This is a genomic window from Streptomyces sp. NPDC017246, from assembly GCF_044331325.1.
GTDB lineage: Bacteria > Actinomycetota > Actinomycetes > Streptomycetales > Streptomycetaceae > Streptomyces.
Map to the genome: position 1 here is coordinate 1 of NZ_JBIRMW010000002.1, position 23,478 is coordinate 23,478.

Annotated in this window: 24 protein-coding genes, 1 tRNA gene and 1 riboswitch; of the genes, 12 read left to right on the forward strand and 13 right to left on the reverse strand. The window is 71.9% G+C overall.

The window, feature by feature from the left end; genetic code table 11:
• Positions 1 to 26 precede the first annotated feature (26 nt).
• Positions 27 to 821, forward strand: a complete 795-nt coding sequence (gene trmB, locus ACH4MY_RS04565) for a tRNA (guanosine(46)-N7)-methyltransferase TrmB (RefSeq protein ID WP_397997455.1) — start codon at positions 27 to 29, stop codon at positions 819 to 821.
• 56 nt (positions 822 to 877) lie between these two features.
• Positions 878 to 2,218 carry a PrsW family intramembrane metalloprotease gene (locus tag ACH4MY_RS04570; protein ID WP_397997458.1) on the forward strand — a complete coding sequence of 447 codons (1,341 nt, stop codon included), beginning with the start codon at positions 878 to 880 and terminating at the stop codon, positions 2,216 to 2,218.
• Positions 2,219 to 2,307: 89 nt separating this feature from the next.
• On the opposite strand, the gene ACH4MY_RS04575 is transcribed toward ACH4MY_RS04570, so the two are convergent.
• The 9 genes from ACH4MY_RS04575 to ACH4MY_RS04615 form a co-directional block, all read right to left on the reverse strand.
• Positions 2,308 to 3,255, reverse strand: a complete 948-nt coding sequence (locus tag ACH4MY_RS04575) for an aldo/keto reductase (protein ID WP_397997461.1) — start codon at positions 3,253 to 3,255, stop codon at positions 2,308 to 2,310.
• Between the two features lie 45 nt (positions 3,256 to 3,300).
• Positions 3,301 to 4,422, reverse strand: coding sequence for a M23 family metallopeptidase (locus tag ACH4MY_RS04580; RefSeq protein ID WP_397997463.1), 1,122 nt, complete (start codon positions 4,420 to 4,422; stop codon positions 3,301 to 3,303).
• Between the two features lie 11 nt (positions 4,423 to 4,433).
• Positions 4,434 to 4,581, reverse strand: a riboswitch (cyclic di-AMP (ydaO/yuaA leader).
• Positions 4,582 to 4,782: 201 nt separating this feature from the next.
• A complete protein-coding gene (locus ACH4MY_RS04585) occupies positions 4,783 to 6,024 on the reverse strand; it encodes a PP2C family protein-serine/threonine phosphatase (RefSeq protein WP_397997466.1) in 1,242 nt (413 codons plus the stop codon).
• A 133-nt stretch (positions 6,025 to 6,157) separates the two neighbouring features.
• Positions 6,158 to 7,381 (reverse strand): MFS transporter, encoded by a 1,224-nt coding sequence (locus ACH4MY_RS04590; protein ID WP_397997469.1) that lies wholly within the window; start codon positions 7,379 to 7,381, stop codon positions 6,158 to 6,160.
• Positions 7,378 to 8,421: a PLP-dependent cysteine synthase family protein gene (locus tag ACH4MY_RS04595; RefSeq protein ID WP_397997472.1), complete on the reverse strand. Its 1,044-nt coding sequence runs from the start codon at positions 8,419 to 8,421 to the stop codon at positions 7,378 to 7,380. The genes ACH4MY_RS04590 and ACH4MY_RS04595 overlap by 4 nt, the downstream gene beginning before the upstream one ends.
• Before the next feature lie 62 nt (positions 8,422 to 8,483).
• The gene (locus tag ACH4MY_RS04600; protein WP_397997475.1) at positions 8,484 to 8,873 is read right to left on the reverse strand and encodes a hypothetical protein; all 390 of its coding nucleotides are present in this window, start codon (positions 8,871 to 8,873) and stop codon (positions 8,484 to 8,486) included.
• Positions 8,874 to 8,954: 81 nt separating this feature from the next.
• Positions 8,955 to 9,695 carry a MerR family transcriptional regulator gene (locus ACH4MY_RS04605; protein WP_397997478.1) on the reverse strand — a complete coding sequence of 247 codons (741 nt, stop codon included), beginning with the start codon at positions 9,693 to 9,695 and terminating at the stop codon, positions 8,955 to 8,957.
• A 127-nt stretch (positions 9,696 to 9,822) separates the two neighbouring features.
• Positions 9,823 to 9,896 (reverse strand) — tRNA-Met (locus tag ACH4MY_RS04610).
• A 52-nt stretch (positions 9,897 to 9,948) separates the two neighbouring features.
• On the reverse strand, positions 9,949 to 10,443 hold the full coding sequence (locus ACH4MY_RS04615) for a rhodanese-like domain-containing protein (protein WP_397997481.1): 495 nt from the start codon (positions 10,441 to 10,443) through the stop codon (positions 9,949 to 9,951).
• Between the two features lie 197 nt (positions 10,444 to 10,640).
• On the opposite strand from ACH4MY_RS04615, the gene sigJ reads away from it, so the two are divergent.
• On the forward strand, positions 10,641 to 11,582 hold the full coding sequence (sigJ, locus tag ACH4MY_RS04620; RefSeq protein WP_397997484.1) for an RNA polymerase sigma factor SigJ: 942 nt from the start codon (positions 10,641 to 10,643) through the stop codon (positions 11,580 to 11,582).
• Between the two features lie 86 nt (positions 11,583 to 11,668).
• Here sigJ and ACH4MY_RS04625 read toward each other — a convergent pair whose 3' ends face one another.
• From ACH4MY_RS04625 to ACH4MY_RS04640, 4 genes are all read right to left on the reverse strand, one after another.
• Complete coding sequence (locus ACH4MY_RS04625) at positions 11,669 to 12,286, reverse strand: phosphatase PAP2 family protein (protein ID WP_397997486.1); 618 nt, start codon at positions 12,284 to 12,286, stop codon at positions 11,669 to 11,671.
• Positions 12,283 to 13,668 carry a diacylglycerol/lipid kinase family protein gene (locus ACH4MY_RS04630; protein ID WP_397997489.1) on the reverse strand — a complete coding sequence of 462 codons (1,386 nt, stop codon included), beginning with the start codon at positions 13,666 to 13,668 and terminating at the stop codon, positions 12,283 to 12,285. The genes ACH4MY_RS04625 and ACH4MY_RS04630 overlap by 4 nt, the downstream gene beginning before the upstream one ends.
• A 457-nt stretch (positions 13,669 to 14,125) precedes the next feature.
• Positions 14,126 to 15,703, reverse strand: coding sequence for a tyrosine recombinase XerC (xerC, locus tag ACH4MY_RS04635; RefSeq protein WP_397997492.1), 1,578 nt, complete (start codon positions 15,701 to 15,703; stop codon positions 14,126 to 14,128).
• Positions 15,704 to 15,711: 8 nt separating this feature from the next.
• Positions 15,712 to 16,611 (reverse strand): helix-turn-helix domain-containing protein, encoded by a 900-nt coding sequence (locus tag ACH4MY_RS04640; protein ID WP_397997495.1) that lies wholly within the window; start codon positions 16,609 to 16,611, stop codon positions 15,712 to 15,714.
• Between the two features lie 119 nt (positions 16,612 to 16,730).
• Here ACH4MY_RS04640 and ACH4MY_RS04645 point away from each other — a divergent pair, with 119 nt between their 5' ends.
• The 9 genes from ACH4MY_RS04645 to ACH4MY_RS04685 all read left to right on the forward strand — a co-directional run bounded on the left by ACH4MY_RS04645 (position 16,731) and on the right by ACH4MY_RS04685 (position 23,379).
• Positions 16,731 to 16,991, forward strand: a complete 261-nt coding sequence (locus tag ACH4MY_RS04645; protein ID WP_397999336.1) for a helix-turn-helix domain-containing protein — start codon at positions 16,731 to 16,733, stop codon at positions 16,989 to 16,991.
• Between the two features lie 22 nt (positions 16,992 to 17,013).
• Positions 17,014 to 17,670, forward strand: coding sequence for a hypothetical protein (locus ACH4MY_RS04650; protein ID WP_397997498.1), 657 nt, complete (start codon positions 17,014 to 17,016; stop codon positions 17,668 to 17,670).
• A gap of 31 nt (positions 17,671 to 17,701) precedes the next feature.
• On the forward strand, positions 17,702 to 18,154 hold the full coding sequence (locus ACH4MY_RS04655) for a hypothetical protein (protein WP_397997501.1): 453 nt from the start codon (positions 17,702 to 17,704) through the stop codon (positions 18,152 to 18,154).
• Between the two features lie 99 nt (positions 18,155 to 18,253).
• Positions 18,254 to 18,553 (forward strand): hypothetical protein, encoded by a 300-nt coding sequence (locus tag ACH4MY_RS04660; protein WP_397997504.1) that lies wholly within the window; start codon positions 18,254 to 18,256, stop codon positions 18,551 to 18,553.
• Positions 18,550 to 21,243, forward strand: coding sequence for a hypothetical protein (locus ACH4MY_RS04665; RefSeq protein WP_397997507.1), 2,694 nt, complete (start codon positions 18,550 to 18,552; stop codon positions 21,241 to 21,243). The genes ACH4MY_RS04660 and ACH4MY_RS04665 overlap by 4 nt, the downstream gene beginning before the upstream one ends.
• Before the next feature lie 232 nt (positions 21,244 to 21,475).
• A complete protein-coding gene (locus ACH4MY_RS04670; RefSeq protein WP_397997511.1) occupies positions 21,476 to 21,910 on the forward strand; it encodes a hypothetical protein in 435 nt (144 codons plus the stop codon).
• Positions 21,910 to 22,386, forward strand: coding sequence for a single-stranded DNA-binding protein (locus tag ACH4MY_RS04675; protein WP_397997513.1), 477 nt, complete (start codon positions 21,910 to 21,912; stop codon positions 22,384 to 22,386). The genes ACH4MY_RS04670 and ACH4MY_RS04675 overlap by 1 nt, the downstream gene beginning before the upstream one ends.
• 56 nt (positions 22,387 to 22,442) lie before the next feature.
• Positions 22,443 to 23,096, forward strand: coding sequence for a hypothetical protein (locus tag ACH4MY_RS04680; protein WP_397997516.1), 654 nt, complete (start codon positions 22,443 to 22,445; stop codon positions 23,094 to 23,096).
• A 49-nt stretch (positions 23,097 to 23,145) separates the two neighbouring features.
• The gene (locus ACH4MY_RS04685; RefSeq protein ID WP_397997518.1) at positions 23,146 to 23,379 is read left to right on the forward strand and encodes a hypothetical protein; all 234 of its coding nucleotides are present in this window, start codon (positions 23,146 to 23,148) and stop codon (positions 23,377 to 23,379) included.
• Positions 23,380 to 23,478 lie beyond the last annotated feature (99 nt).

Here is a 23,478-nt window from a genome sequence, read left to right on the forward strand (position 1 = left end):
GGGGGGCGCCGTAGAATCGGGGCATTGTGTCTGAGCAGCCAGAGAACACCGCGCAGCCCGTCGCCGAGTCCGTACAGCCCGTCACCCAGCGGGGCAGTCAGCGGTTCGCTCCCGGCGAGGGCCCCCTGCCCGATCCCGCCGGGTCGCATCACGAGCGGCGGATCCGGAGCTTCCAGCCGCGGCGCAGCCGCGTCACCACCGGCCAGGCCGAGGCCCTGCTGAAGCGGTGGCCCGACTGGGGTCTCGACATCGACGGCAAGCGGATCCTCGACCTGGGCGAGATGTTCGACGGGCTTCCGGTCGTCCTGGAGATCGGCTTCGGCATGGGCGAGGCGACCGCGCAGATGGCGGCCGCCGACCTCGGCACCGGCATTCTCGCCGTGGACGTGCACACCCCCGGCCAGGGCAATCTGCTCGGCCTCGCCGACCGGAACGGCCTGACCAACGTCCGGGTCGCCAACGGCGACGCGATCATCCTGCTCCGCGAGATGCTCGACAAGGACTCCCTGGACGGCTGCCGCGTCTACTTCCCGGACCCCTGGCCCAAGGCCCGCCACCACAAGCGGCGGCTCATCCAGCCCGAGTTCCTGAGTCTCCTCGCGACCCGGCTCAAGCCCGGCGGCGTCCTCCACTGCGCCACCGACTGGGAGCCGTACGCCGAGCAGATGCTGGAGGTGCTCTCCGTGCACCCGGACTTCGAGAACACGGAGGCCGACGGCGGGTTCTCGCCGCGCCCCGACTTCCGGCCCCTCACCCGTTTCGAGGGCCAGGGCCTCGACAAGGGCCATGTCGTGCACGACCTCCTCTTCCGGAGAAAGTGACGGGGAGAGAAGAACTCCTTGGCCCGGTGTCGGTGGGGGTCGTTAGGGTCGCTGACGTGTCGAACCCCGCCCCCGCCGAAGCACCCACCGGCGCCGGAACCGCTCCCGTCCCCCACCGGGACACCGAGGAGCCGGCCTTCCCGGCGGCCGCCGACCGGTCCCAGTGGCGCTACCGGCCCCGCCGGGCCTTCTGGCGCAGCCGGGTGGTCCGGGCCGTCGCCGTCGTCACCGTGCTCGCGATCTGCGCCCTGTTCATCCTCGGGCTGGTCCGCGAGCAGACGGGCACCGAGGGCTTCCTCGTCGGTCTGGGCCTCGCCGTGCTTCCCGTACCGCTGCTGATGGCCGCGTTCCGCTGGCTGGACCGGGTCGAGCCGGGGCCGTGGAAGAACCTGCTCTTCGCCTTCGCCTGGGGCGCCTTCGCCGCCGCGCTGGTCGCGATCCTGGCGAACTCCTTCGCGGTCCGCTGGATCGCGACGGCGACCGCCGACCCCGATTCGGCGGACACCCTCGGCGCGACGGTGATCGCTCCGGTGGTGGAGGAGAGCGCGAAGGCCGTCGCGGTCCTGCTGCTCTTCCTCTTCCGCAGGAAGCACTTCGGCGGTCTGGTCGACGGGGTCGTGATCGCCGGATTCACCGCGACCGGCTTCGCCTTCACCGAGAACATCCTCTATCTGGGCAACGCCTTCGGCGAGGACCAGGAGTTCGGCTCCACCGGCCTCGGCTCGGTGACCGCCGCGACCTTCTTCGTCAGGGTCGTGATGTCCCCGTTCGCGCATCCGCTCTTCACCGTGCTCACCGGCATCGGCTTCGGCTTCGCCGCGCTCGCGCCGCGCGGGAAGCGGCTCCGCCGGGTGCTGCTGCCGTGCGCCGGGCTGCTGCTCGCCATGGGGCTGCACGCCGCGTGGAACGGCTCGGCCACCTTCGGCGGCCCGCTGACCTTCTACGCGGTGTACGGGGCGCTCATGGTCCCGGCCTTCGGTCTGCTGACCTGGCTCGCGGTGTGGAGCCGCCAGCGCGAGCTGCGGACGATATCCGGGGAGCTCCCGGCGTACGCGGCGGCCGGCTGGCTCTCCCCCGCCGAGCCGCTGGCGCTCTCCTCGATGCGCGCCCGTCAGCTGGCCCGCGCCTTCGCCGCCCGCACGTACGGGCAGCCCGCCGCACGGGTCGTCGGCGAGTACGAGTCCTTCGCGACGACCCTGGCGTTCCTGCGGGACCGGGCCCGGCGCGGTACGGCCGGGCCCGACTTCCCCGCCCGGGAGCAGGAGCTGCTGCACCATCTGTGGCAGCGCAGGGAGGTCGCCTCGCCCGCGCTCACGTACGCGGCGCGGGCGACGGGCCGGGTGTGGGCGCCGCCGCAGTACCTGGACTACGACGGCTACAACCCGTACCGCAGGTAGACGGTCCGCGGCCGGACCGCCGTCGGGAGGTCATCGGCCGGACCGCCGTCGGGAGGTCCCCGGTCGGCCCGCCGCCCGGAGGTCCCCGGTCAGACGGCCGAGGCCTCGGTCAGCAGGGTCAGCTCGGTGTCCGTGAGCGTGAGATCGGCCGCCGCGACGAGCGCCGGGACCTGCTCGACCGTACGCGCCGAGGCGATCGGCGCCGCGACGGTCGGGCGGGAGGCGAGCCAGGCGAGGGCGACGGTGGCGAGTTCGGCGCCGTGCGCCTCGGCGACCGTGTCGAGCGCGGAGAGCACGGCACGGCCCCGCTCGGTGTCCAGGTGCCCGCCGGCCCCGGAGGCGCGGACGCTGTCGACGGTGGCGCCGGGGCGGTACTTGCCGGTGAGGAAGCCGGCGGCGAGGCCGTAGTACGGGACGGCGGAGAGCCCGGCGTGCTCGACGGTCTCCAGGAGGGGGCCCTCGTAGGTGTCGCGGGAGACCAGGTTGTAGTGCGGCTGGAGGGCGACGTAACGGGCCAGGCCCTCGGCCTCGGCGAAGTCGAGGGAGGCGCGCAGCCGCTCCGGGGAGATGTTGGAGGCGGCGACGGCCCGCACCTTGCCGTCCTTCACCAGCTGGTCGAGGGCGGTGACGATCTCCTCGACGGGGACGGACTCGTCGTCGAAGTGCGTGTAGTAGAGGTCGATGCGGTCGGTGCCGAGGCGCCGCAGCGACTCCTCCGCGCCCGCCTTGATGGTGGTGGCGGAGAGGCCCTTGAAGTGGGGGTGGGCGCCGACCTTGGTGGCGACGAGGACGTCGTCGCGGTTGCCGCGCGAGGCGAGCCAGCGGCCGATGACGGTCTCGGACTCGCCGCCCCGGTTGCCCTCGGCCCAGGCCGAGTAGACGTCGGCGGAGTCGACGAAGTTGCCGCCCGCGGCGGTGTAGGCGTCGAGGACGGCGAAGGACTGTGCCTCGTCGGCGGTCCAGCCGAAGACGTTGCCGCCCAGGGCGAGCGGGAAGACGTGCAGGTCGGATCGGCCCAGCGGGCGGAGGGAGGTCATGGGTCGGTCAACCGTCCGCACCGCCGGGGCTATTCCGGGGTGGTGTCAGAGGCTGAGGCCCTTGGAGCGGAGCCACTGCGCCGGGTCGATGCCGTCACCGCCGGAGGTGTGCACCTCCATGTGGAGGTGGGCGCCCGTGACGTTGCCGGTGGCGCCGACGCGGCCGATCGTCTCGCCGGTGCCCACGGTCTGGCCCGCGCCGACCGTCATGGACGAGAGGTGGCAGTACCAGACCTCGGTGCCGTCCTCCAGCTCCAGGACGATGCGGTAGCCGTACGAGCCGGACCAGCCCGCCGACTTCACGGTGGCGCCGTGGACGGCCTTGAGCGGGGTACCGGTGGGAGCGGCGAAGTCGAGGCCCGTGTGGTAGCCGGAGGACCACATCGAACCGGACTGCATGTAGGTGGCGCTGAGGCTGTACGAGGAGAGCGGCATCGAGTAGCTCGCGGCCAGCTTGGCGAGGCGCTCGGCCTCGGCCTTCGCCTCGGCTGCCGCTTCCGCCTTCGCCTTGGCCTCCGCCTCGGCCTTGGCCTTCGCCTCGGCGGCCGCCTTCTCCGCCGCGTCGGCCTTCGTCTTCGCCTCCGCGGCGGCCTTCTCCGCCGCCGCCTTCTCCGCCGCGGCCTTCTCGGCGGCGTCGGCGGAGGCCTGCTGCTGCTCGGCCTGCTGGAGGATGCGGGCCCGCAGGGCCTCGCCCGCGTCGCCGGCGCCGGTCACGGCCTGCGCGGTCCGGCCGGTCGCCGCGTCCTGCGTGTCGTCGAGGGTGGCGTACGTGGCGACGGTGAGCGGGTTCGGGTTGGCGCGGGCCGCGCTGACCGTCTCGTGGGTCTCCTCGGGGAGGAGGTCGCCGACACCGGGAAGGTCGTGGGGGTCCGGCAGGTGGAGGTCCGGGAGGTCGGGAAGGTCCGGGAGCGATATGGCCACCGGGGGCTTCTCCTGCGCGGTGGCGAGGCCGCCCGCGCCGACGGCCGCGATCACGCCGACACCGAGGACGGTGGAGGAACGGGCGAAGTTGGAGCGCTGCTTGACGACCCGGTGACGGCCGCCGGAACGGTTCTGGGCGCGGAGGGAGTCCTCGGTGGGATTCCACTCGGTGTCCGGGGCGGAAGGACCCGCACCACCACCGAAGGCATCGAAGGGGGCTTCGGGTGCGGGAGTGTTGGACGCCACGAAGGCGCGCTCCTTTCCTTCCTTCTCGCCTACCGGGTTAGCTGACGGGTTCGGAGCAGGAAGGTCTCCTACGGGCACGGTCGCACCAGGTGCGAAGGGCCCGATTCACCCCAAGTAGTGGTTCCCCGGTTCCTTTTCAGGATTCGGCGCGTGCGCACGGTGCCGCCTCTTGCGACGGCTGGGACGACCGCGCTGCGTTATCGAACGTTAATAGACAGGGGGTCCCGATTCCAAGCCGTTCCTCTTGATCATTCATTGAATTGGGAGGGAATGGCCCGAGTTGACCCCCCTTCAGTAAGGGGCCGTGGAACTCTCGCGATCTGACGTTATGTCAATTGTTATCGCAGCGACACCCCGCGACTACGGCCGGTGACCGGGCCTGCGGCCGGGCCCGCCACGGGTGCCGCCGGGACCGCCCGGCGGCACCACCGGCATCGTCCGGCGCCGTTCCGGCTGCCCCGCCGCCGGACGGCTCACCGCGAGCAGCGCCATGTCGTCCGTCGACCCGCCGCCCGTGTGCAGCCGTACGTCGCCCACCAGCGCGTCGAGCAGCTCCTCGGGGCCCGGGAAGATCCGGCCGGCCAGGCGTTCCCCCGGGTCGTAGAAGACACCCGCCGCGTTCCGCGCCTCCGAGAGGCCGTCGGTGTAGAAGAGCAGCGTCGCTCCCGGCGGGTAGGGCCGCCCCTCGGCCCGGTCCGGCCACGCCGCCAGATCGCCCATGCCGAGCGGCAGCGCCGGCTCGCTCGGCTCCAGCGCCTCCAGACGCCCGTCCGCGTACAGCATCAGCGGGGGCGGATGCCCGCGGTTGACGACCCGTACGAAACCCTCGAAGGTGCCCCCTCCGTCGCCGCGCGGGATCTCGGCGAGGACGGCGGTGGTGAACCCCTCGAAGGCGTCGAGCCCGTCCCGGCGGGTGCCCTCCCGGGCGAGGGCCCGTTCGAGGCGCTCCGCCACGCCCTCCAGGGTCCGCTCCTGCTCGGCCGCCTCCCGGAAGGCCCCGATGACGACGGCCACGGCCTCGACCGCGTCCAGCCCCTTGCCGCGGACGTCGCCGAGCACCAGCCGCACCCCGTAGGGGGTGTCCTGGACGGCGAACAGGTCGCCGCCGATGAACGCGTCCGCCTGCGCCGCCTCGTAACGGGCCGCGCACTGCAGCCCGCCGATCCGCTCGGCGGGCATCGGCAGCACCGCCTTCTGCGCGGTCTCCGCGATGACCCGCGCGGAGGCCAGCCGCTCGCCGCTGCGGCGCACGACCCGGTTGATGAGCAGGGCGAGCGCGGCGACCGTGAGGACGGTCAGGGTCTCGGTCAGGGACGGGATGTCGGTGATGGTGCCGTTGTAGTGGTGCAGCTCGACGGAGGCGAGGACGGCCGCGATCCCGGTGAGGAGCGTCGTGAGGGTGGAGAAGAAGGGCGCGGCGATCAACGGGGCCGCGGAGAAGAGCGGCGCCGCCGTGTAGGTGGCCGGTGTCAGCAGGTCGAAGACGACACCGCCCAGGATGATCAGCGGCGGCAGTGCCCGGATGAACTTCCGGGCACGGGGGTACGGGCGGCGGCCCCCGCCGCCCCGCCGCCCGCCGAACGCTCCTGGGGGGTGCCCCACCTGTGCTCCCCTCCCCCGTCCGTACCCGGGCGCGGCCCGTACCGCGCCCTCCCAGGGTGGCCGCGGCCCCGCGGGGCGGCGACTCCCACGGGGCCGACTGGCGTACGGCCCGGGCACGCGCGCGTGCGACGGCTCAGTCCGCCGCCGCGGCACCCTCCGCCAGCCGGCCCCCGCGCGCCAGGAGCGCCATCGCCGCCGCACACGTCAGGCCCACCGCGCACAGCGCGAGCCACGGCATCGCCGACCATCCGGTCACATCGAGCAGCGCGCCCGTCCCCAGGTTCCCGAGGGTGATCCCGATCCCGCAGACCGTGTTGTAGAGCCCGTAGTGGGTGGCCACCCAGCGCCCCCGGGACAGGGCGACGACGGTGTCCATCTCGTAGGGGTAGAGCACCGCGTTCGCGACGGCCAGGACCGCCGAGCAGGACAACAGCCCCACCAGGCCCCGCCCCAGGGCGGCCGGGATCAGGAAGGCCCCGCCCATCAGGGCGAGCCCGAGGACCAGACACCGCTCCCGGCTCAGCCGCCGCTTGCACCAGGCCGTGATCCGCAGCTGCCCGGCGAGCGCGACCAGGGCGGAGACGACGAAGAGCGCCGTCGTGGGCCCCGTACCGCCCGCCGCGAGCGGCAGCGCCAGATAGACCTGGAAGGACAGCACGTACGAGCCGGTCATGGCGAGCGAGAAGAGCCAGAAGGTGCGGTGGGCGAGCACCGTGCGGAACTGCCCCCGCTCCTCCCCCGCCGGCGCCGGCTTCCCCCGCCGTACGGGCATGTACCTGAGCTGCACCAGGGTCAGTCCGGCGAACAGCACCGCCGCCACCCCGCACGTCAGCCGGAACGACACCCCTGTCAGGGCCACCCCCACGAGCGGCCCGAGCAGGATGCCCGCCTGGTAGTAGACGTTGAACAGCGCGAAGGCCTCCACCCGGCGCTCCTCCCCCGCCTCCGCCGCGAGACAGGCCCGTACCGCGGGGTTGAACAGCGCCCCCGCGAGACCGGTCGCGAGCGAGGCGACGACCAGCATCGGCAGCGACTGGGCGAAGGCCAGCGCCCCGAAGCCGGCCGTCCGCAGCGCACAGCCCGCCACGATCAGCGGCTTGAAGCCGAGCCGGTCGGCGAGCGCCCCGCCGACGAGGAACATGCCCTGCTGGGAGAGGTTCCGGGCGCCGAGCACCAGCCCCACCGCCCAGGCGGCCATGCCGAGCCCGTCCGCGAGGTGCGCGGCCAGGTACGGCATCAGCATGTAGAAGCCGAGGTTGATGGTGAGCTGGTTGAGGAAGAGGAGCCGCACGGCCGGCTCGAAGGTACGGCTCTGCTTCCACACCCCGCCCCGGGGAGCCGCCGTCGTGGTGCTCAACGGGCCCGCCCCGCCCGGTCCAGGACCTTGCGGGTCCAGCCGTCGACGGGCGCGCCCGCCTCGAATCCGGCCGGGTCCTCCCGTACGGGTCCGGCGAGAAGGCCGTGCGCCGCGCAGAACTCGTCGTTGAAGACGGTGTCGAAGTACCGCTGCGGCCCGTCGGGGAAGACGGCCGCGATGCGCGTCCCGCGCGGCCGGGTGCGGGCCAGCCACCCGGCGACCAGCGCGACCGCGCCGACGCTCCAGCCGCCCGTCGCGAAGTGGCGCGAGGCCAGGCGGCGGGCGGCCCGTACCGCCTCGGCGGGGCCCACCCAGTGGATCTCGTCGAAGGCCCCGTGGTCCACGTTGTCCGGGTGGATGGAGGAGCCGAGGCCGCGCATCAGCCGCTCGCCGGCGGGCAGTCCGAAGACGGTGGAGCCGACGGAGTCCACGCCGACCAGTTCGAGGGCGGGGCTGCCGGTGGCGCGCAGGGCCCGGGAGATCCCGGCCGAGTGGCCCCCGGTGCCGACCGCGCAGACGAGGACGTCGATCCGGTCGAGCTGCCCGGACAGTTCGGCGGCGAGCCCCGTGTACGCCTCGGGGTTGTCGGGGTTCCCGTACTGGTTGGGCCACCAGGCCCCGTCGAGGGACAGGAGCAGCTCGGCGACCCGGTCCATCCGGGCCTGCTGCCAGCCGCCCCGCGGGCTCGGCTCCGGGACGACGTGGACCGTGGCTCCGTGGGCGACGAGCATCCGCTCGACGATCGGTTCGAGGCCGGGGTCGGTGACGACATGGACGGGATGGCCGTGCAGGACACCGGCCAGGGCGAGGCCGAGACCGAGGGTGCCGGAGGTCGACTCGACGATCGGGGCGCCGGGCCGCAGCTCTCCGCGACGGCGGGCCCGCTCGACCATGTGGAGGGCGGCGCGGTCCTTGATACCGCCGAAGTTGAAGCCTTCGAGCTTGGCCCAGTAGCCGTCGTCCATCCACAGCACGGGGGTGTTGCCGACGGCCTGAGCGGCGAGGGACGCCGACGCGGCGACGGGCAGCAGGTTGTTCATCAGGAGTACGTCCTTGGAGTGGGTACGCCGAAAGGGAGCCTGGTCGTGTCGTGCGACCCGGCTCAGTTCCGGTTCACTCCGAGGGCGATCAGCAGCAGGCCCGGCTCGGGGCCGGGTCCCGCCCGGTCGCGGGCGCGGCACGCGCGCGGATCGGCGGGGAGGACCTCGCCGTCGGCGGGAAGTGCGGCACCGCCGGCGACGGGCGCCGCGGGCTGCGGGACCGTCAGGGCGGGCAGATGGACGTCGAAGGCCCAGGTGTCCCCGGGCCGCTCGCAGCCGTGCGGCAGGGCGGGGGCGGCGACGGTGGCCGTGTCGTCGGGGAAGGGCAGCGGATGATGCCCGTGCGTCCCGTGGCAGACGCTCACCAGCAGGGCGATGAGCGCGAGCAGGACGAGGACGGCGGGCGCCCGCCGTCGTACGTCGATCGCTGTCCCGTCACGCATGGTGCGCATGACGTTACGGTGCGGCAGCGCGCGGCCGCAAAGAGGCGTGCCCGTTTTCGGACACCGTTCACTTCGGGCGGGAGGACACCCCTACAGGTTCCGCTCCGCGTAGATCTCCATCGCGTCGCGGACGAGGACGGCGGTGCCCTCGCCGTGCTTGTCGTAGTTCTCGGTGAAGCGCGGGTCGTCGACGTACATGCGGCCGAGGCCGATCACGTACTCCTTGCTCGGGGTCGTGGTGGCCGAGAGCCAGGCGACCTGGCGCCGGGCGATCGCCTGCACCTCGTCGCTGCCGGCGGCCAGGCCGTCCCCGAGCGCCCGCGCGAAGGCGCGGGCGATGCCGGTCTGCTCGTCCATGAACGCCTTCTTCCGCGCGGCGTCGAGCGAGCGCCACCAGCGGTCGCCCTTCTCGTACGCGTCGCGGCCCCAGCGCTCGGTGACCTCCTTCTCGTACCGCGTGTGATCGAATCCGTCGAACACTTCGTCCGCCATGAGTTCTTCTCCGTTCTCGGTCTTGTGGAGAGTGGTCCGCACCGCCTCGATCTGCCGGCCGATCCGCTCCCGCTCCTGTTCGAGGAGGAGCAGATGGGTGCGCAGGGCGGCCGGCGTGTCCCGCTGGCCTTCGAGGACCTCGGCGATGGCGGGCAGGGAGAGCCCCAGCTCGCGCAGCAGCAGGATGCGCTGCAGCCGCACGAGCGCCGCCTGGTCGTAGTACCGGTAACCGTTCGCGCCGATCCGGCTCGGCTCCAGCAGTCCGCGCTCCCCGTAGTGCCGAAGGGTGCGGCTGGTGGTGCCGGCTTTCCTGGCGATCTCTTGGATCGACCACTCCATACCGAGAACGCTAAATCTTGACGTCGCGTAAAGGTCAAGCCGACGTGGGCGCCCCGCCCCGGGGCACACCCGCACACGACGAAGGCCCGGATCCAGTGACTGGATCCGGGCCTTCGTTGCTACTGAGTAGCGGGGACAGGATTTGAACCTGCGACCTCTGGGTTATGAGCCCAGCGAGCTACCGAGCTGCTCCACCCCGCGTCGGTAAACACGACTCTACGGCATGAGCGGGGCGATCACGAAATCGGATTCCTCAGCACCCGCAGTCGTCGGAGTCGACCGGCGCCGTGAGGGGGTCCGCGGCCTTCTCCGCGGGGCCCTCCCAGGTCTCGTACGCGAAGCCCTCACGCACCCAGTACTCGAAGCCGCCGAGCATCTCCTTCACCTGGAAGCCCAGCTCCGCGAGGGCCAGCGCGGCACGCGTGGCGCCGTTGCAGCCGGGACCCCAGCAGTACGTGACGACCGGCACCGACCGGTCGAGCAGCTGCTCCGCCTGCTCGGGGACGAGCGCGGTCGGCAGGTGGATCGCGCCGGGGACGTGCCCCTGGTCCCAGGAGGCGGTCGACCGCGAGTCGATCACCACGAAGCCCGGGTCGGTGCCGTCGGCGGCCGCGGTGGCCAGCGCGGAGGCCACGTCGGAGACATCGGCGTGGAAGACGAGGCTGGCGGAGAAGTACGCGGCAGCGGCGGCGGGAGAGGCCGGCGGGGTGCGGAGTACGGGGTTGACCTGCGTCGTTGTCGTCGTCATGGTGATCAATCTACGGACGATGATCACCGTGCTGAAGCGAGGATCCACGGTGGTCAGGGGCATCGGCCGGGGAATCCCGGGCCTTCGCCGGGGGACGGCGTGGATCTCACGCATCGGGACGGTGAGAGCCGCCGACTCCCCCTCCGCCACCGCCGCCGCCGGTGTCACATCGGCGCGGTTCCATCCGTCATGAGGACATGACGGCAAGCGAACGGGGAGAACGACCAGTGGACCAGGACCGCGACGACAAAGAACTGCTGGCCCGCCGCTTCGAGACCGACCGGGGCCACCTGAGGGCCGTCGCCTACCGGATGCTGGGCTCGCTCGGCGAGGCCGAGGACGCCGTGCAGGAGGCCTGGTTCAAGCTCAGCCGCAGCGACGTAAGCGGGGTGGAGAACCTCAGCGGCTGGCTGACCACCGTCGTCGGCCGCGTCTGCCTCGACATGCTGCGCTCCCGCGGCTCGCGCCGCGAGGACCCGCTGGAGTACTACGTCCCCGACCCCGTGGTCCGGGTCGGGGACATCGCCGACCCCGAGCACGCGGCCGAGATCACCGAGTCCGTCGGCCTCGCGCTCCTCGTCGTCCTGGAGACCCTGGGGCCGGCCGAGCGGCTCGCGTTCGTCCTGCACGACATGTTCGCCGTCTCCTTCGACGAGATCGCCCGGATCGTGGACCGCACCCCGGCCGCCACCCGCCAGCTCGCCAGCCGCGCCCGCCGCCGGGTCCAGGACGCCACCCCCGCCGCCGGTCCCGACGCACGGCGCCAGCGGGAGATCGCCGACGCCTTCCTCGCCGCCGCGCACGGCGGCGACTTCGAGGGGCTGCTCACCGTCCTCGACCCGGACGTGGTGCTGCGCGCGGACGGCGGCCGGACCCTCGCGGCCGTCTCCAAGGTCGTCCGGGGCGCCGAGGCCGTCATCGCGCAGGCCCTCACCTACGCCAAGTTCCGTACGGGAGCGCTGCGGGTCGTCGTCAACGGCGCGCCCGCGGTCCTGTCGGTCGTCGACGGGCGCCCCGGCGCCCTCATGGCGTTCACGATCGCCGGGGACCGGATCGTCGAGCTGCACATCCTGGCGGACCCGGAGCGGATCGCGGCGCTCGGCTTCTCGGAGGAGGAGCTGGCGCGGGCGACGTACTGAGGCGAACCCCTCCGCAGCCCCCACGGTGTCCCTCCGACGCCCGCACGACGCCCCCGCCCCGGCTCCACGCCGTCCCTGACGCCCTCTCAGCTCTCCTTGGGGGCCGTCAGGGAGGCTCCGACCACCAGGGAGGCGGCGGCGCTCGCGATGCCGAGGACGGCGCCCGCGGCGACGTCGCCCGGGTAGTGCACCCCGGTGTGGACGCGGGAGTAGCCCACGGCCATCGCCAGGATCTGCAGGGGGACGGCGGCCGGGGGCAGCACCACCCCGACGGCGGTGGCGAAGGCCACCGCCGACGCGGTGTGCCCGGAGGGGAAGGAGGCCGAGTCCGGCATCGTCACATGGCGGGCCACCACCACCCGGGCCGCCTCCCGGTCCGGCCGCGGCCTGCGGACCAGCCGCTTGCCGAGCAGGTTCGCCGTGGCCGAGGCCACCGCCACGGCCCCGACACCGGCGAGGGCCGCCCGGCGCGGCCGGCCGGGCACCAGGGCGAGCGCGGCCGCCACGGCGAACGAGATCTTGGAGTGGTCGGCCGTGTGCGAGAGCCGGCGGAGCGCCGTGTCGAGCGTGGGGGTGGGGGTCGCGGCCACGGCGGCGTACACCGCGCCGTCGATCGCGCGGAGATCCCTGAGGACGGCCCGGACGGAGCCCGGAGGCGCCGCTCCGTCCGTGGTCCCGATCGTGCTCTCGGTCGTGCCGGTCATGTGCGGCTCCTCGGGGTGGGACGGAAGGCGAGTTCGGTGATGCGCCGCCAGTCCATGGGCGGCTGTGGCTCGATGGCGCCGGGCCGGTGGCGCGGCACCAGGACCCGCAGGGCGCGGGGGCGGAGCGTGCAGACGACGGGGGTGGGCAGGGTCAGCGCCTCCCCGTCGACGGCGACGGAGATGGTGCCGGGAGGCTCCACGGCCTGCCCGGTCACCTCGACCCGAGCGGCCGTCAGCACGTTCAGGCCGGTCGCCTGGGTGCCCCGTACGGCCAGCTCGGCGGCCTGGGCGGCCCCGTCGACGCGGATGCCGATCACCCCCAGCTCACCCCCGTCGAGCAGGGGTCTGCGGGCGGCGACGGCATTGAACGGATCGGGCGCCGCGTACGGGTTGTTGCTGACGAGCAGCGCCTGCTGCGCGGGCAGCCGGAGCTTGTCGGCCGTCGCGTCGAGACGGTCGCCCTCGCCGCCCTGGAGCAGATCGGGCAGGGCCTCGAACGCGGTGCCCGCCTTGTCGTCGCGGTACTCGGGGCGCTGGACGACATCCGCGTACACACCGAAGGAGACGGTGTTGACGAAGGCCCGCCCGGAGACCGAGCCCAGGTCGACCCGGAGTTCCTCGCCGTCGACGAGGGCGTCCAGGCAGGTCGCCGGGTCGGCGCGGTCGAGGCCCAGGTCGAGGGCGAAGTGGTTGCGGGTCCCGGCCGAGATGACGAGGAACGGCAGGTCGTGCTCGGCGGCCACGGCGGCGACGAGCGCCTGCGTACCGTCGCCTCCGGCCACCCCGAGCAGATCGGCGCCGTCGGCGACGGCCTCCCGGGCGAGCGCGGCGACATCGGTCTCGGCTGACGGGTCGAGCAGGACGACCCGGGCGCCCAGCTTCTCGGCCCGCTCCACGAGGCCGAACCGGGCGACCTTCCCGCCCCCGGACTTCGGGTTCATGATCAGCACGGGCCGCTGCGGCCGGGGCCGCCGCTCCCCGCGCGCCAGGTCGGTCCGCCTGCCGCCGCCCTTGGCCCGGATGCGGCGCAGTGCGGCCCGGGCGCAGAGCAGCGCGACGCCCCACAGCCCGAGGGCCAGGAGCGCGGTCAGCCACAACCCGCCGATGACGTACAGGGCGAGGACGGCGATGGGCGCGCCGACGGCGAGCAGTGCGCCGAACACCCGCAGCGGCCCGCGATGGGCGAGGAACCACCAGATCCCCACGGCCGAGAAGGACAGCCCCACGAGACCGGTCAGCAGGATCAGCAGCCCGCCGGCGCCGAGTCCGGTCAGCAGGAGCACGACCGCGGCCGCGGCCGCGGCCAGCGCCCATCGGGCCAGATGTATGGCCTCCTCCGTCGGATCGTTCGATCCGTTCACCGTCACGGTCCCCACCTCCATGCTCAGCCTGCACGTTCCAGCGTCGCCCACGGTGCCCCACTGTGCGCCCGGGAAAGATCCGTTCGCGGAAAAGCCGGCGCCGGGGGACTCCGCGGGGGAGAACGACGAAACGCCCCGCCCGGTCGGAACCGGTCGGGGCGCTTCTCGGCGCCTCGGGGGTCAGGACCCCCGCCCGCCACACGTAGGCCGTGTGGGACTCGAACCCACAACCAACGGATTAAAAGTCGGTGGAGGGGCCGGACCACCCTGTTTCGCGCCGTGTCAGTCCGTACCGCCCTCTGCCGGAAACGCCTGGTCGAGGGCGGTTCCGAGCGTAGCGCTCACAGTGCCGAATGTCGCTTGGTGCCGGGAACTGACAGCCCGTTCCACAGCGTTCGTCTGAGCACTGGCTGAGCAGAAAGGCCCCGCCACCTGCGGTGACGGAGCCTCATACGTACGCCTCAAGTCTACAGCCCCGTCACTCCGAAGGCAGGGGTTCCGATGCCCGGCGGGCGCGCGGCACAACCGCGGCCGCCTTCTCGGCGATCTCCAGGTCCACCTCGTGCAGCAGCGACGTATAGGTGTCGGACGCCAGCTTGATCGTGGAGTGCCGCAGCGTCTCCTTGATGGCGTGCAGGTCGCCACCGCCCGCGTGGATCAGGGTCGCCGCACAGTGCCGCAGGTCGCGCAGGTTGATCGGCGGGAGACCAGCCGCCTCGGACAGCCGGCGGAACGCCTTGCTCACGACGTCCGGGTGCAGCCACTCGCCTGACTCGGCGGTGAACACCTTGCCCGTGTCGGTCCAGTCTGCGGTGTCCTTCCCAGCGGCCCGCTCCTCGGCCGCCCGCGCATTCCACGCGACCCGCTCCGCCAGCTGGTGGACGCGGTGCTCGCGAAGGGCCTGCACGGTGGCCAGGTCGAGGCCGATCGTTCCCGCGCTGCCGTCGGTCTTCGGCACGTCCTCAACCGGGGTCCAGCCGTCGACGATGATCTCCTTCGCCACAGTGAGGGACTGTCCGTCGAGGTCGACGTTCACCCAGTCTTGGCCGACGCCTTCACCGCGGCGGAGCCCACGGAACGCGATCAAGTGGAAGAAGGCGTACAGCCGGTCATCGGCGGCCGCGTCGAGGAACGCGCCCAGTTGCGCGGGCGTCCACACCATGACGCCGGACGGCTTCTCGCCGGTCTCACGCCAGCGTGTGACGTGCTGGTCCGTCCACAGGACAGCCTTCGGCCGGCGCCCGGAGGCGAGCTCTACGTGCGAGGCCGGGTTGAAGGTGATGAGCTGGCGCGCGATCGCGCCGTTGAGCGCGGTGCGCAGGGTGGACCGAATCCGCTGCTTGGTAGCGGGGCCGGTGATGCGCCGGTACGGCTTCATCTCGGCGAGCTTGGCTCGCTCGGCCGCGAGGCTGGCTCGTTCGCTGGCCTTCGGGGAGCCGGGCCGGCCGGTCGTACAGCGGGCGGTCTGCTCTCGGCGAGCCGCGTTCTCCGCAGCCACGACGTCGTTGGCCTCGTCGATGGCGTCGAACATCTCCTGGCAGTGGCCGACGTTCAACCGGTCGAGGCGGAGGTGCCCGAGGGCGGGGGCCAGGTGCACGCGGACATGGGAGGCGTAGCCGCCGGTCGTCTTCTTCTTGGTTTTCTTCGAGGCTAGCCAGGTATCGAGCCACTCGCCCACCGTCATCGCGCCGTTGAGGGGGACGCCGACGCCGAGCCGCCGGGACACCTCAGTCGGCTCGGGGATGGAGGCGCGCTTCGTCTGCAGGCCGTCGAGGAGGTCGCCGACGCGACGCTGTGCGTCCTCGTCGCCTCCGGCAAGGTCGAGGATGGCGCGGATCTTGTCGAGGTCAGCTTGCGCGTCCTTGACCTGGGTGTAGCCGGTGCGCTGAAAGCGCCGGCGGTTCCCGTCGACGTCGACCGGCAGCTCCTGGTGCAGGGTGTGCTTGCCGTGTGACCGCTTCGACAGCAGAGGGCACGAAGCGCCGCGGCGCTTACCATCCGGACCGCGGCACTCACACCGCTTGCTGATGCCGCCGGCGCGGCGAGTCAGAGACATAGAAAGTGTTACCTCTCGTTCACGATGCCACTCTGGCTCATACGGCTAGACCGTTGCCGCCCAGACGACTTGCGCGAAGTTTCGGGCTGTTCCAACAGGTCGGCGACTTCCTCCGGCAGCTCTGGAGGGAGCCACCCCTTCTCCCGAATAAGTCCAATAGACCTTCGCGCTGCGGCTTCCGACTCGCTCAACCGCTCCTGGTACATCTGCAAGCTGTAAAGCGCTTCGTCAGACTCGGTTAGCTCTTCCACCTTCTCCTTCAATTGCTCGTTGACTGCCTTCATCTGCTCGAGAATTCGGCGGCCTTCGGCGACCTCGTGAGCGTACTCGGGGCTCCCAGGCTCGAGAAGATCGAGCGCTGCGGTGTTGTCCTCTTCGGTGTACCTCTGAAACTCGGCCTGCAGCTCCGCTACCTGGGCTTTGATTCGGTCCCGCTGTGGCTTCTGTTCCAAGACAAGCTGCCCGACCCTGTTCACCAAGTCCCTCAGCGAGAGCACCTCATCGACATCCATGAGAGCGGAGTCTGCAAGGATCATTGGCGATTCATAGTCGTCGGCGAGCAAACCGTCTGGATCAGGGCCAGTCATGCCCATCATCCAGTAGGCAGCCGCGTAGGGATCCTTACTAACACCCGGCAGGATCTCGACTTTCGATTCGTACCCCAAAGGCATGATCAGAGAGACGGGCGGGATCTTCAAGGCCGCAGCAAACGCCATCACCTCTGCGATCCCGACCGACGCTCGCCTGCCGTTTTCGAGGTTGGCAATTACCGACCGCTGGATGGGTGCACCAATTTCCGCGCACACGTCAGCAAGTTCCTGCGCGCTCATCCCCCGCAGCTCGCGATGCCGTCGGAGCTCCGCAGCAACCACCTTGGTGTACCGCTCCGACCACCCTTGTTGTGTCATGGCAGCACAATACGACAGGACTTGACACAAGGCAACTGGATCACCCATGCTGTGTCGTGATGACGCAACTGATGTAAGGGTGACACGTCATGACACGAGAAGGCATTGGGCGACAGGTGATGACACGAAACGAACTGTTGGCTCTTCCGGCCAGCGTGGACCTCGTCACCGCCGGCCGCGCTTTCGGTGTGGGTCGAACCACCGCCTACGCCCTCGCCCGCACCGGAGAGTTCCCCTGCGCGGTCATCCGCGCCGGTAAGGCATACCGCGTGATCACGGCGGACCTGCTTCGGGTCCTGCAGATCACCCCTGAAAACAGCGAAGCCGTTGGGGCGGTACCCCCAACGGCTTCGAGCGAGCGAACCACCGAACCCGCGTAGCAGCAGACCAGAGGAAACGCTCATGAACATCATCGCAGACACCTCGGACACCGGAAAGCGGACCGCCAGCCAGCAGGCCGGGGCGGTTCCGGCCAGCCCCATGGCTCGCTTCATGCAGGCCACTCTCCCCACTCGCACGAAGATGCTCCACGAGTACGAGGACGGCGTCCTGCTCGCCACGTACGACCCCTCCCAGATCAACGCCCTCGACGCTCGCCTGCTGTCGAACATCTACGTCGACTTCACCGAGGGCGAGCAGGTCGACGGACTCCGCGAACTCGGCCGAGACGCCATCGGAGACGCTGCCAGCAGCAAGCTGTTCGCCGCCGTCCTCGACTACGTCGACCGCTCCGGAGACGCCCCGGGAGTCATCGCCCGCGTGGTCGAACTCTTCGGCCAGGTCTGCGGCAACACGCAGACCCTGTGTCCCCACTACAGCTGGTGCGTCGAGACCGGCTCGCACGTCGAGCACACCAGCGACAGCGTCGAACCCGCCTTCCTGGAGGCCGACCGCCGGGAACTCCTCGCCGCCGGCCTCACGCACTGGAGCAAAGGCATCCGGGTCGGCTTCCTGGAGCAGGACCTCACCCCCGCCGACGCCCGGACCAAGCTCGCGGAGCTCCGGGCGCACCTCGACGCCGTCGAGAAGCTCATCGACACCGCCGACGAGGCGCAGTGACCACCCCCGCCCGCCCGAGCAAGGAGGCAGCGTGACCAGCCAGAAGCCGCACATCCCCGGCCAGTGGCCCATCGCCGAACCGGTCCCCCTCCTGCCCGCGCCGGACGCCGGACAGAACCAGACGCCGACCGCTCCGCAGCCCCCGGTCGTGGTGCCTGTGCCGCAGGTCCGGCTCGTCATCACCGTCGACCTGACCGGCCGCTACGACAGCAGCAGCCAGGTCATCAACGACCTCTACGACCAGACCCGCAGGTCCAGCGACTGCCACGCCGCCATCGTCACCTGCGGCCACGACGCTCTCGCCCACGGGCTCGGCCTCGCCGAGCAGATCGCCAACAGGTTCTTCCTCTCCGCGCAGCACATCGAGATCCACGTGCCCGCCGGTACCCGGAACTCCTACCTGGCGGCCGAGGTGCAACGGCATCTCCGGCTGATGTGCGCCGACCACGCCCAGATGCTCAACCGCCTCCGAGCCGCCAGCTAGCCCGGGAAGCGCACTGCAGCCCCGGGCCATCCCCCAGGCCCGGGGCTGCGTGCGCACTCACGAACCACACCGGCCCCGCTTGCAGAAGAGAGCACGTTCGTGAACAGCACCACCACCCTCCCGCTCTTCGAGGGGGACACCGGGCGGCCACCAGCGCCGCGCCCGGCGCCGACCTCCCGCCTCAGCCTGGCCGCCGCCCCCGCACGCCTCGTCCCTTACCGCGACGCCCTCGACGAGGACAGCGAGGAGCACGTCCTCCTCGTCGTTGCCTGCCCGTTCTGCGACCACCAGCACATCCACCCCGCCGGCCGCGCCTCAGCTCCGCGCGTCTGCCTCCGGCGCTCGCGGTGCGTCGGCGGTCCGACCGGCGTCTACTACTTCCCGGCGGTTCACCAGTGACCCAAGCCCCGCCCGGCGCCGGGCTCGTCGCCGACGAGCAGCTCGTCCGCGAGTCCCTCGCGTACCACTTCCAGGACGTCCCCGGGCTGCTCAGCATCTGTTCCGACAAGGACGGCTGGGCCGGGAAGCGGTTTACCACCGACGCCGCGGGGATCGAGGCGGCCACGCAGTACGCCGTCGCGCTCGACCGCCGCGCGGCCAAGGGCGTGTACGCCCAGGTGACGACCCTCCGCGACCGCCCTGCGGAAGGGCGTGGCGGGAAGGACCTCGCGCACGGCCTCACGTTCTTGTGGGCCGACGGCGACTTCGGTACGACCGGCCACAAGCCGGGCCTCGACGACCTGCCCCACCCGCTCGACGCCGACCACGTGCAGGAGATCGTCCTCGCCTCCGGGCTGCCCCAGCCGTCCGGCTGGTGGCTGTCCGGGGGTGGCTGCAACCCGATCTGGGTCCTCGACCAGGGGCACATCATCGGCAGCGACGACGACCGGGCCGAGACCGAGCGGCTCACGATGGGCCTTCAGGCGGTCCTCGGCGCGGCCGCGTACTCCCACGGCTGCGGCTGGGACACGCAGATCGGCAACCTCGACCGGCTCATGCGGATCCCGGGCACGGTGAACCGCAAGGCCGAGCCGCGCCTCACGGGCAGCATCCCCGGCACAGGCGTCCCCGTCGACCTGGCGGTCATGCGCGAGGCCGTCGCCCGCCTGGAGCCGGACGCCCGCGCTCTGCTGGAGAAGGCCGCCGCGGAGAAACGGGCCCGTCACGACACCCGCACCGGACGCACCCGGGTCCCGGCCCCGATGCCGAAGCGCTCGACGCTGCCGCGCACCGACAGGGGCACGAGCGTCTTCGACATCCTCGCCGCCGAGCTGGCGTTCCGGGACATCCTGGAGCCGGCGGGCTGGACCTACCGGGGCACGGCCGCAGACGGCCGGGAGAAGTGGTTGCGCCCCGCCGGGGCCGAGGGGGCAGCAGACAGCGAATACAGCCTCGTCTGCGACGACCACGTGGCAGTGAACTGGTCGGAGCGGGCTGGTCTGCCCGTCGGCCAGCAGCCGACCGGTCGCAAGCTCACCGTCCCCACCCTGTGGGCGCACCTCTACTACGGCGGGAACGAGCGCGAGGCCACCCTCGACGTGCTGCGCGCCGCGTTCGACCAGGACGCCCAGGCCGCCGCCCGGGCCCTGCCCGTCGCGGTGCTCGGCCGCGTCCGGCAGCACTGCCGCCCCCCGGCTCAGCGCCGCGACGTGCCCGTCCCGCCGGCCGACGATATGTGGGGCTCGCTCGACGAGCCGCCCCTGCCCCCCGACGCCGAGGACGGGGAGCCCGACGGCCCGGCTCCTGTGCCGGGCCTGATCCCCGAGGAGTTCTACGCGGCCCGCCCTGAGCTGGCGCACATCCGGCAGGCCGGCCACTCGCGCAGCCGGTCCGGGGACGTCGCGCTCCTGTCGGTCCTTACCCGGCTCTCGTCTCTGGTATCGCACCGGATCCGCGCGGACACCGGCATCGCCGGGTACGCCTCGCTGAACCTGTTCGGCGGCGTCATCGGCCCGTCCGGCATCGGCAAGTCCACCGGCGTCGAGGTCGCCGACCGGCTGATGCCCGCCCCGCCCGACCTCGACTTCCGCGACGGGCTCCCCCTCGGCTCCGGCGAGGGCCTGGCCGAGGTGTTCATGGGCATCGTCGAGGAGGAGACCGGCGAAGTCCGCCGCGGGCGCGGGGGCACCGAGACCCCGGTCACCGTCACCGTGCGCAAGCAGGTGCGGCACAACGCCTTCTTCTACGTCGACGAGGGCGCCACCATCACCCGCCTCATGAAGGAGCGCTCCGGGTCCACCCTCGGCGAGACGCTGCGCAGCGCCGCCGTCGGCCAGACCCTCGGGCAGACCAACGCCTCGAAGGACACCAGCCGGTACATCCCCAGCGGCTCGTACAGCCTCGGCCTGCTGGTCGGCTTCCAGCCCGAGACCGTCGCCCCGCTGTTCGAGGAAGTCGCCGAGGGCACGCCACAGCGGTTCGTCTGGGTGCAGGTCATCGACCCCTCGATCCCAGACGTCCAGCCCCCGTGGCCCGGGGAGCTCCTCGCGTGGAGGGACGCGGCCGCCGCGGGGCCGGCCGACGAGGCGAGCCGTTTCTGCCTCGTGTCGTTCGACGAGTCCATCAAGGCCGAGCTCCGCGCGGCCGACCTCGCCAAGGCCCGCGGGCAGGCCGACCCGGCCGAGCTGAACCAGTTCGACTCGCAGGCCCCCGTCATGCGGGTGAAGCTCGCCTCTCTGCTGGCCATTCTCGCCGGGCGCCGCCACGTGACCGTCGAAGACTGGCAGTTGGCGCTGATGCTGTGGCAGTCCTCCTCCGCGACGCGCGACGCAATCCTGGCGTACAGCGCGGCCCAGCGGCGGCTGGAGCAGGAGAAGCGCACCACAGCCCGCATCGAGGAAGAGGTGCGGGTCGACGACGCGAAGAAGCAGGCCGAGGACGCACGGACGGACCGGGCCGTCGAACGGATGGCCAGACGCATCGCGGTCCTGGCCCGCGAACATGGCCCGCAGACACGCAAGTCGGTGCGCGCCCGGGCCGCCGGCCGAGACAAGAAGTACGTGAACGACGCGCTCGCCTACGCCGTCCTGCGGGAGTGGATCCTCGAGGAGTCCGGCCAGTTCCCGCCCGGTCCTGTCCCCCCTTCATGAGGGGGGACAGGGGGGGGGACAGGGGGGACGGGGGGACAGCGTTTGTCCCCCCTGTCTCCCTCTCAGAACACCTCAAGTGGTTGCACATCGAAACTATTGCAGATGCAAGTAACCCTCTGACCTGCACTTAAAGAAGATCAAGATCAACTACATCTCGACTCGCGTACCGCGCGAGAGGAGGGGGGACAAACGGTGTCCCCCCTGTCCCCCCCCAGGCCCTGAAGGAGACCCCGTGTCCCTCCCCACCAGCCCCACCGGATGGCTCGCCGCCTACCGCACCGCCGAGCAGATCGAGAACAAGAAGCCCGGCCGGTACCTGCCCGTCGACGGATGGAGCCACGACGGCGACGCCCTCGTCGTCGACCGCCGCGCCGGCCAGCGCGTGCCCGCCGCGAGCCTGCCCCACTTCCGCGGCCTACAGGAGGCCGAGAGCAGCGTGGCCGGAGTTGTGCCGGGCCAGGGCTGGAGCGTCGCCTACCCCGACGGCGCCGCCCCGGACCCCGTGGTCGCCTGGGTCGTCGACCGTCACGGTTACGCCCTGCCGCTCATCGCCAACGCCGACGGGCACGCGGAGCCCTACGACCAGAGCGAGCTCGGCAGCTTCCTGGCGCCCGGCCACCCCGACGCCAGCCCGTATCGCCCCGCCCCCGAGAAGGAGTCCAACTGATGGCTGGAGAGACCACGATCACGATCGTCGGCAACCTCGTCGACGACCCCGAGCTCCGCTTCACGCCCGCCGGCGCCGCCGTCGCGAAGTTCCGCATCGCGTCCACCCCCCGCGTCTTCGACCGCCAGACCAACGAGTGGAAGGACGGCGAGGGCCTGTTCCTCACCTGCTCGGTCTGGCGCCAGGCCGCCGAGAACGTTGCCGAGTCCCTCCAGCGCGGCATGCGCGTCATCGTCCAGGGCCGCCTCAAGCAGCGGTCCTACGAGGACCGCGAGCAGGTGAAGCGGACCGTGTACGAGATCGACGTCGACGAGGTCGGCCCCTCCCTGCTCCGCGCCTCCGCCACCGTGACGAAGAACCCGCCCGGCGGCGGCAAGCAGGATGGGCAGCCGGCGCCCGGCGGCTGGGGCTCCGCACAGCCCGCTCCCGCCCCGGCCCAGGCGGCGCCCAGCTACTCCGACGAGCCCCCGTTCTAACCAGACCCACCAGGGCGGCCGCGCTGGAACGCGGCCGCCCACCCGGAGAGGACGCCATGACCTGCCAGCTCTGCGAGACCAACCAGACCGACGACTACCTCTGCGCCAGGTGCGCCCCTGTCCTCACCGAGCAGCTGCACCGCATGCCCGCCCTGTACAGAGGTCTCGCCGCCTTCCTGACGCCCGCCGCGCGGGGCGCCCAGCACGGCGGCCATGCACAGGCTGTGGACGGCGCCCTGCCCGTATCGGAGCACGTTCTCGATCTCCGGGGCCCCGGAGGGATCGTTGGGATCCTTGAGGACTGGCGCTCGGCCATGCACGCCGCCCGCCGCTGGTCGGCCCCGGTGCTCACTGCAGGGATCCCACACCGTGTCACTGCCGCAGCCGCCGCCCTCGCCTACTCCGTGGACTGGGCGGCGCGCTGCTGGCCCGAGGCAGGGCAGTTCGCGCGGGAGATCCGAGACCTCCACGGCGCGGCCGCGAGCATCGTGCACCCGCGGCTGATCGAGGAGTGTGGGACCCGGCTCGGGAAGTGCCCGGCCGCCGACCCCTCCGGGGTGGTGTGCGGGGCGGTGCTGCGGCACTACCCCGGCGAGCGGGCGGTGACGTGCCGGTGGTGCGGGTGCGCGTTCGAGCCTCACGAGTGGGGTGAGCTGCGGGAGTGGATCGACTACGAGGCATCGAACGCACGTCTAGAACAGGCGAGTTGACGTGCCAAGCTCTCGACTATCACACCCTCCCTGTGATAACGTCTCAGTGATGGATACGAAGCCCTGGCGGGAACGTGTACGCCTGGAGGAAGAGCTGCTGGAACAGCTCCAGCTCCAGGTCTCTCAAGCCGCCAAGCGCCGAGCGGCAGCCCTGGTCGAAGGGGTCGCCGAGCTCGGCAGCGTCTACAAGGTCGCGCAGGACCTCGGCAAGAGCTGGACCGCCGTCGACAACGCGATCAAGAAGAACGGGCCCGCCACGGCAGGCCCTCACACAACCGCATAACGCAGAGCGGGAGCCGGCCGACAGCTCTCCCAGGTGCTGGAACACCTGAGAGGCGCGCGCGTCGCCCGACTCCCAACGCCCCGGAGCGCTGACACGCAC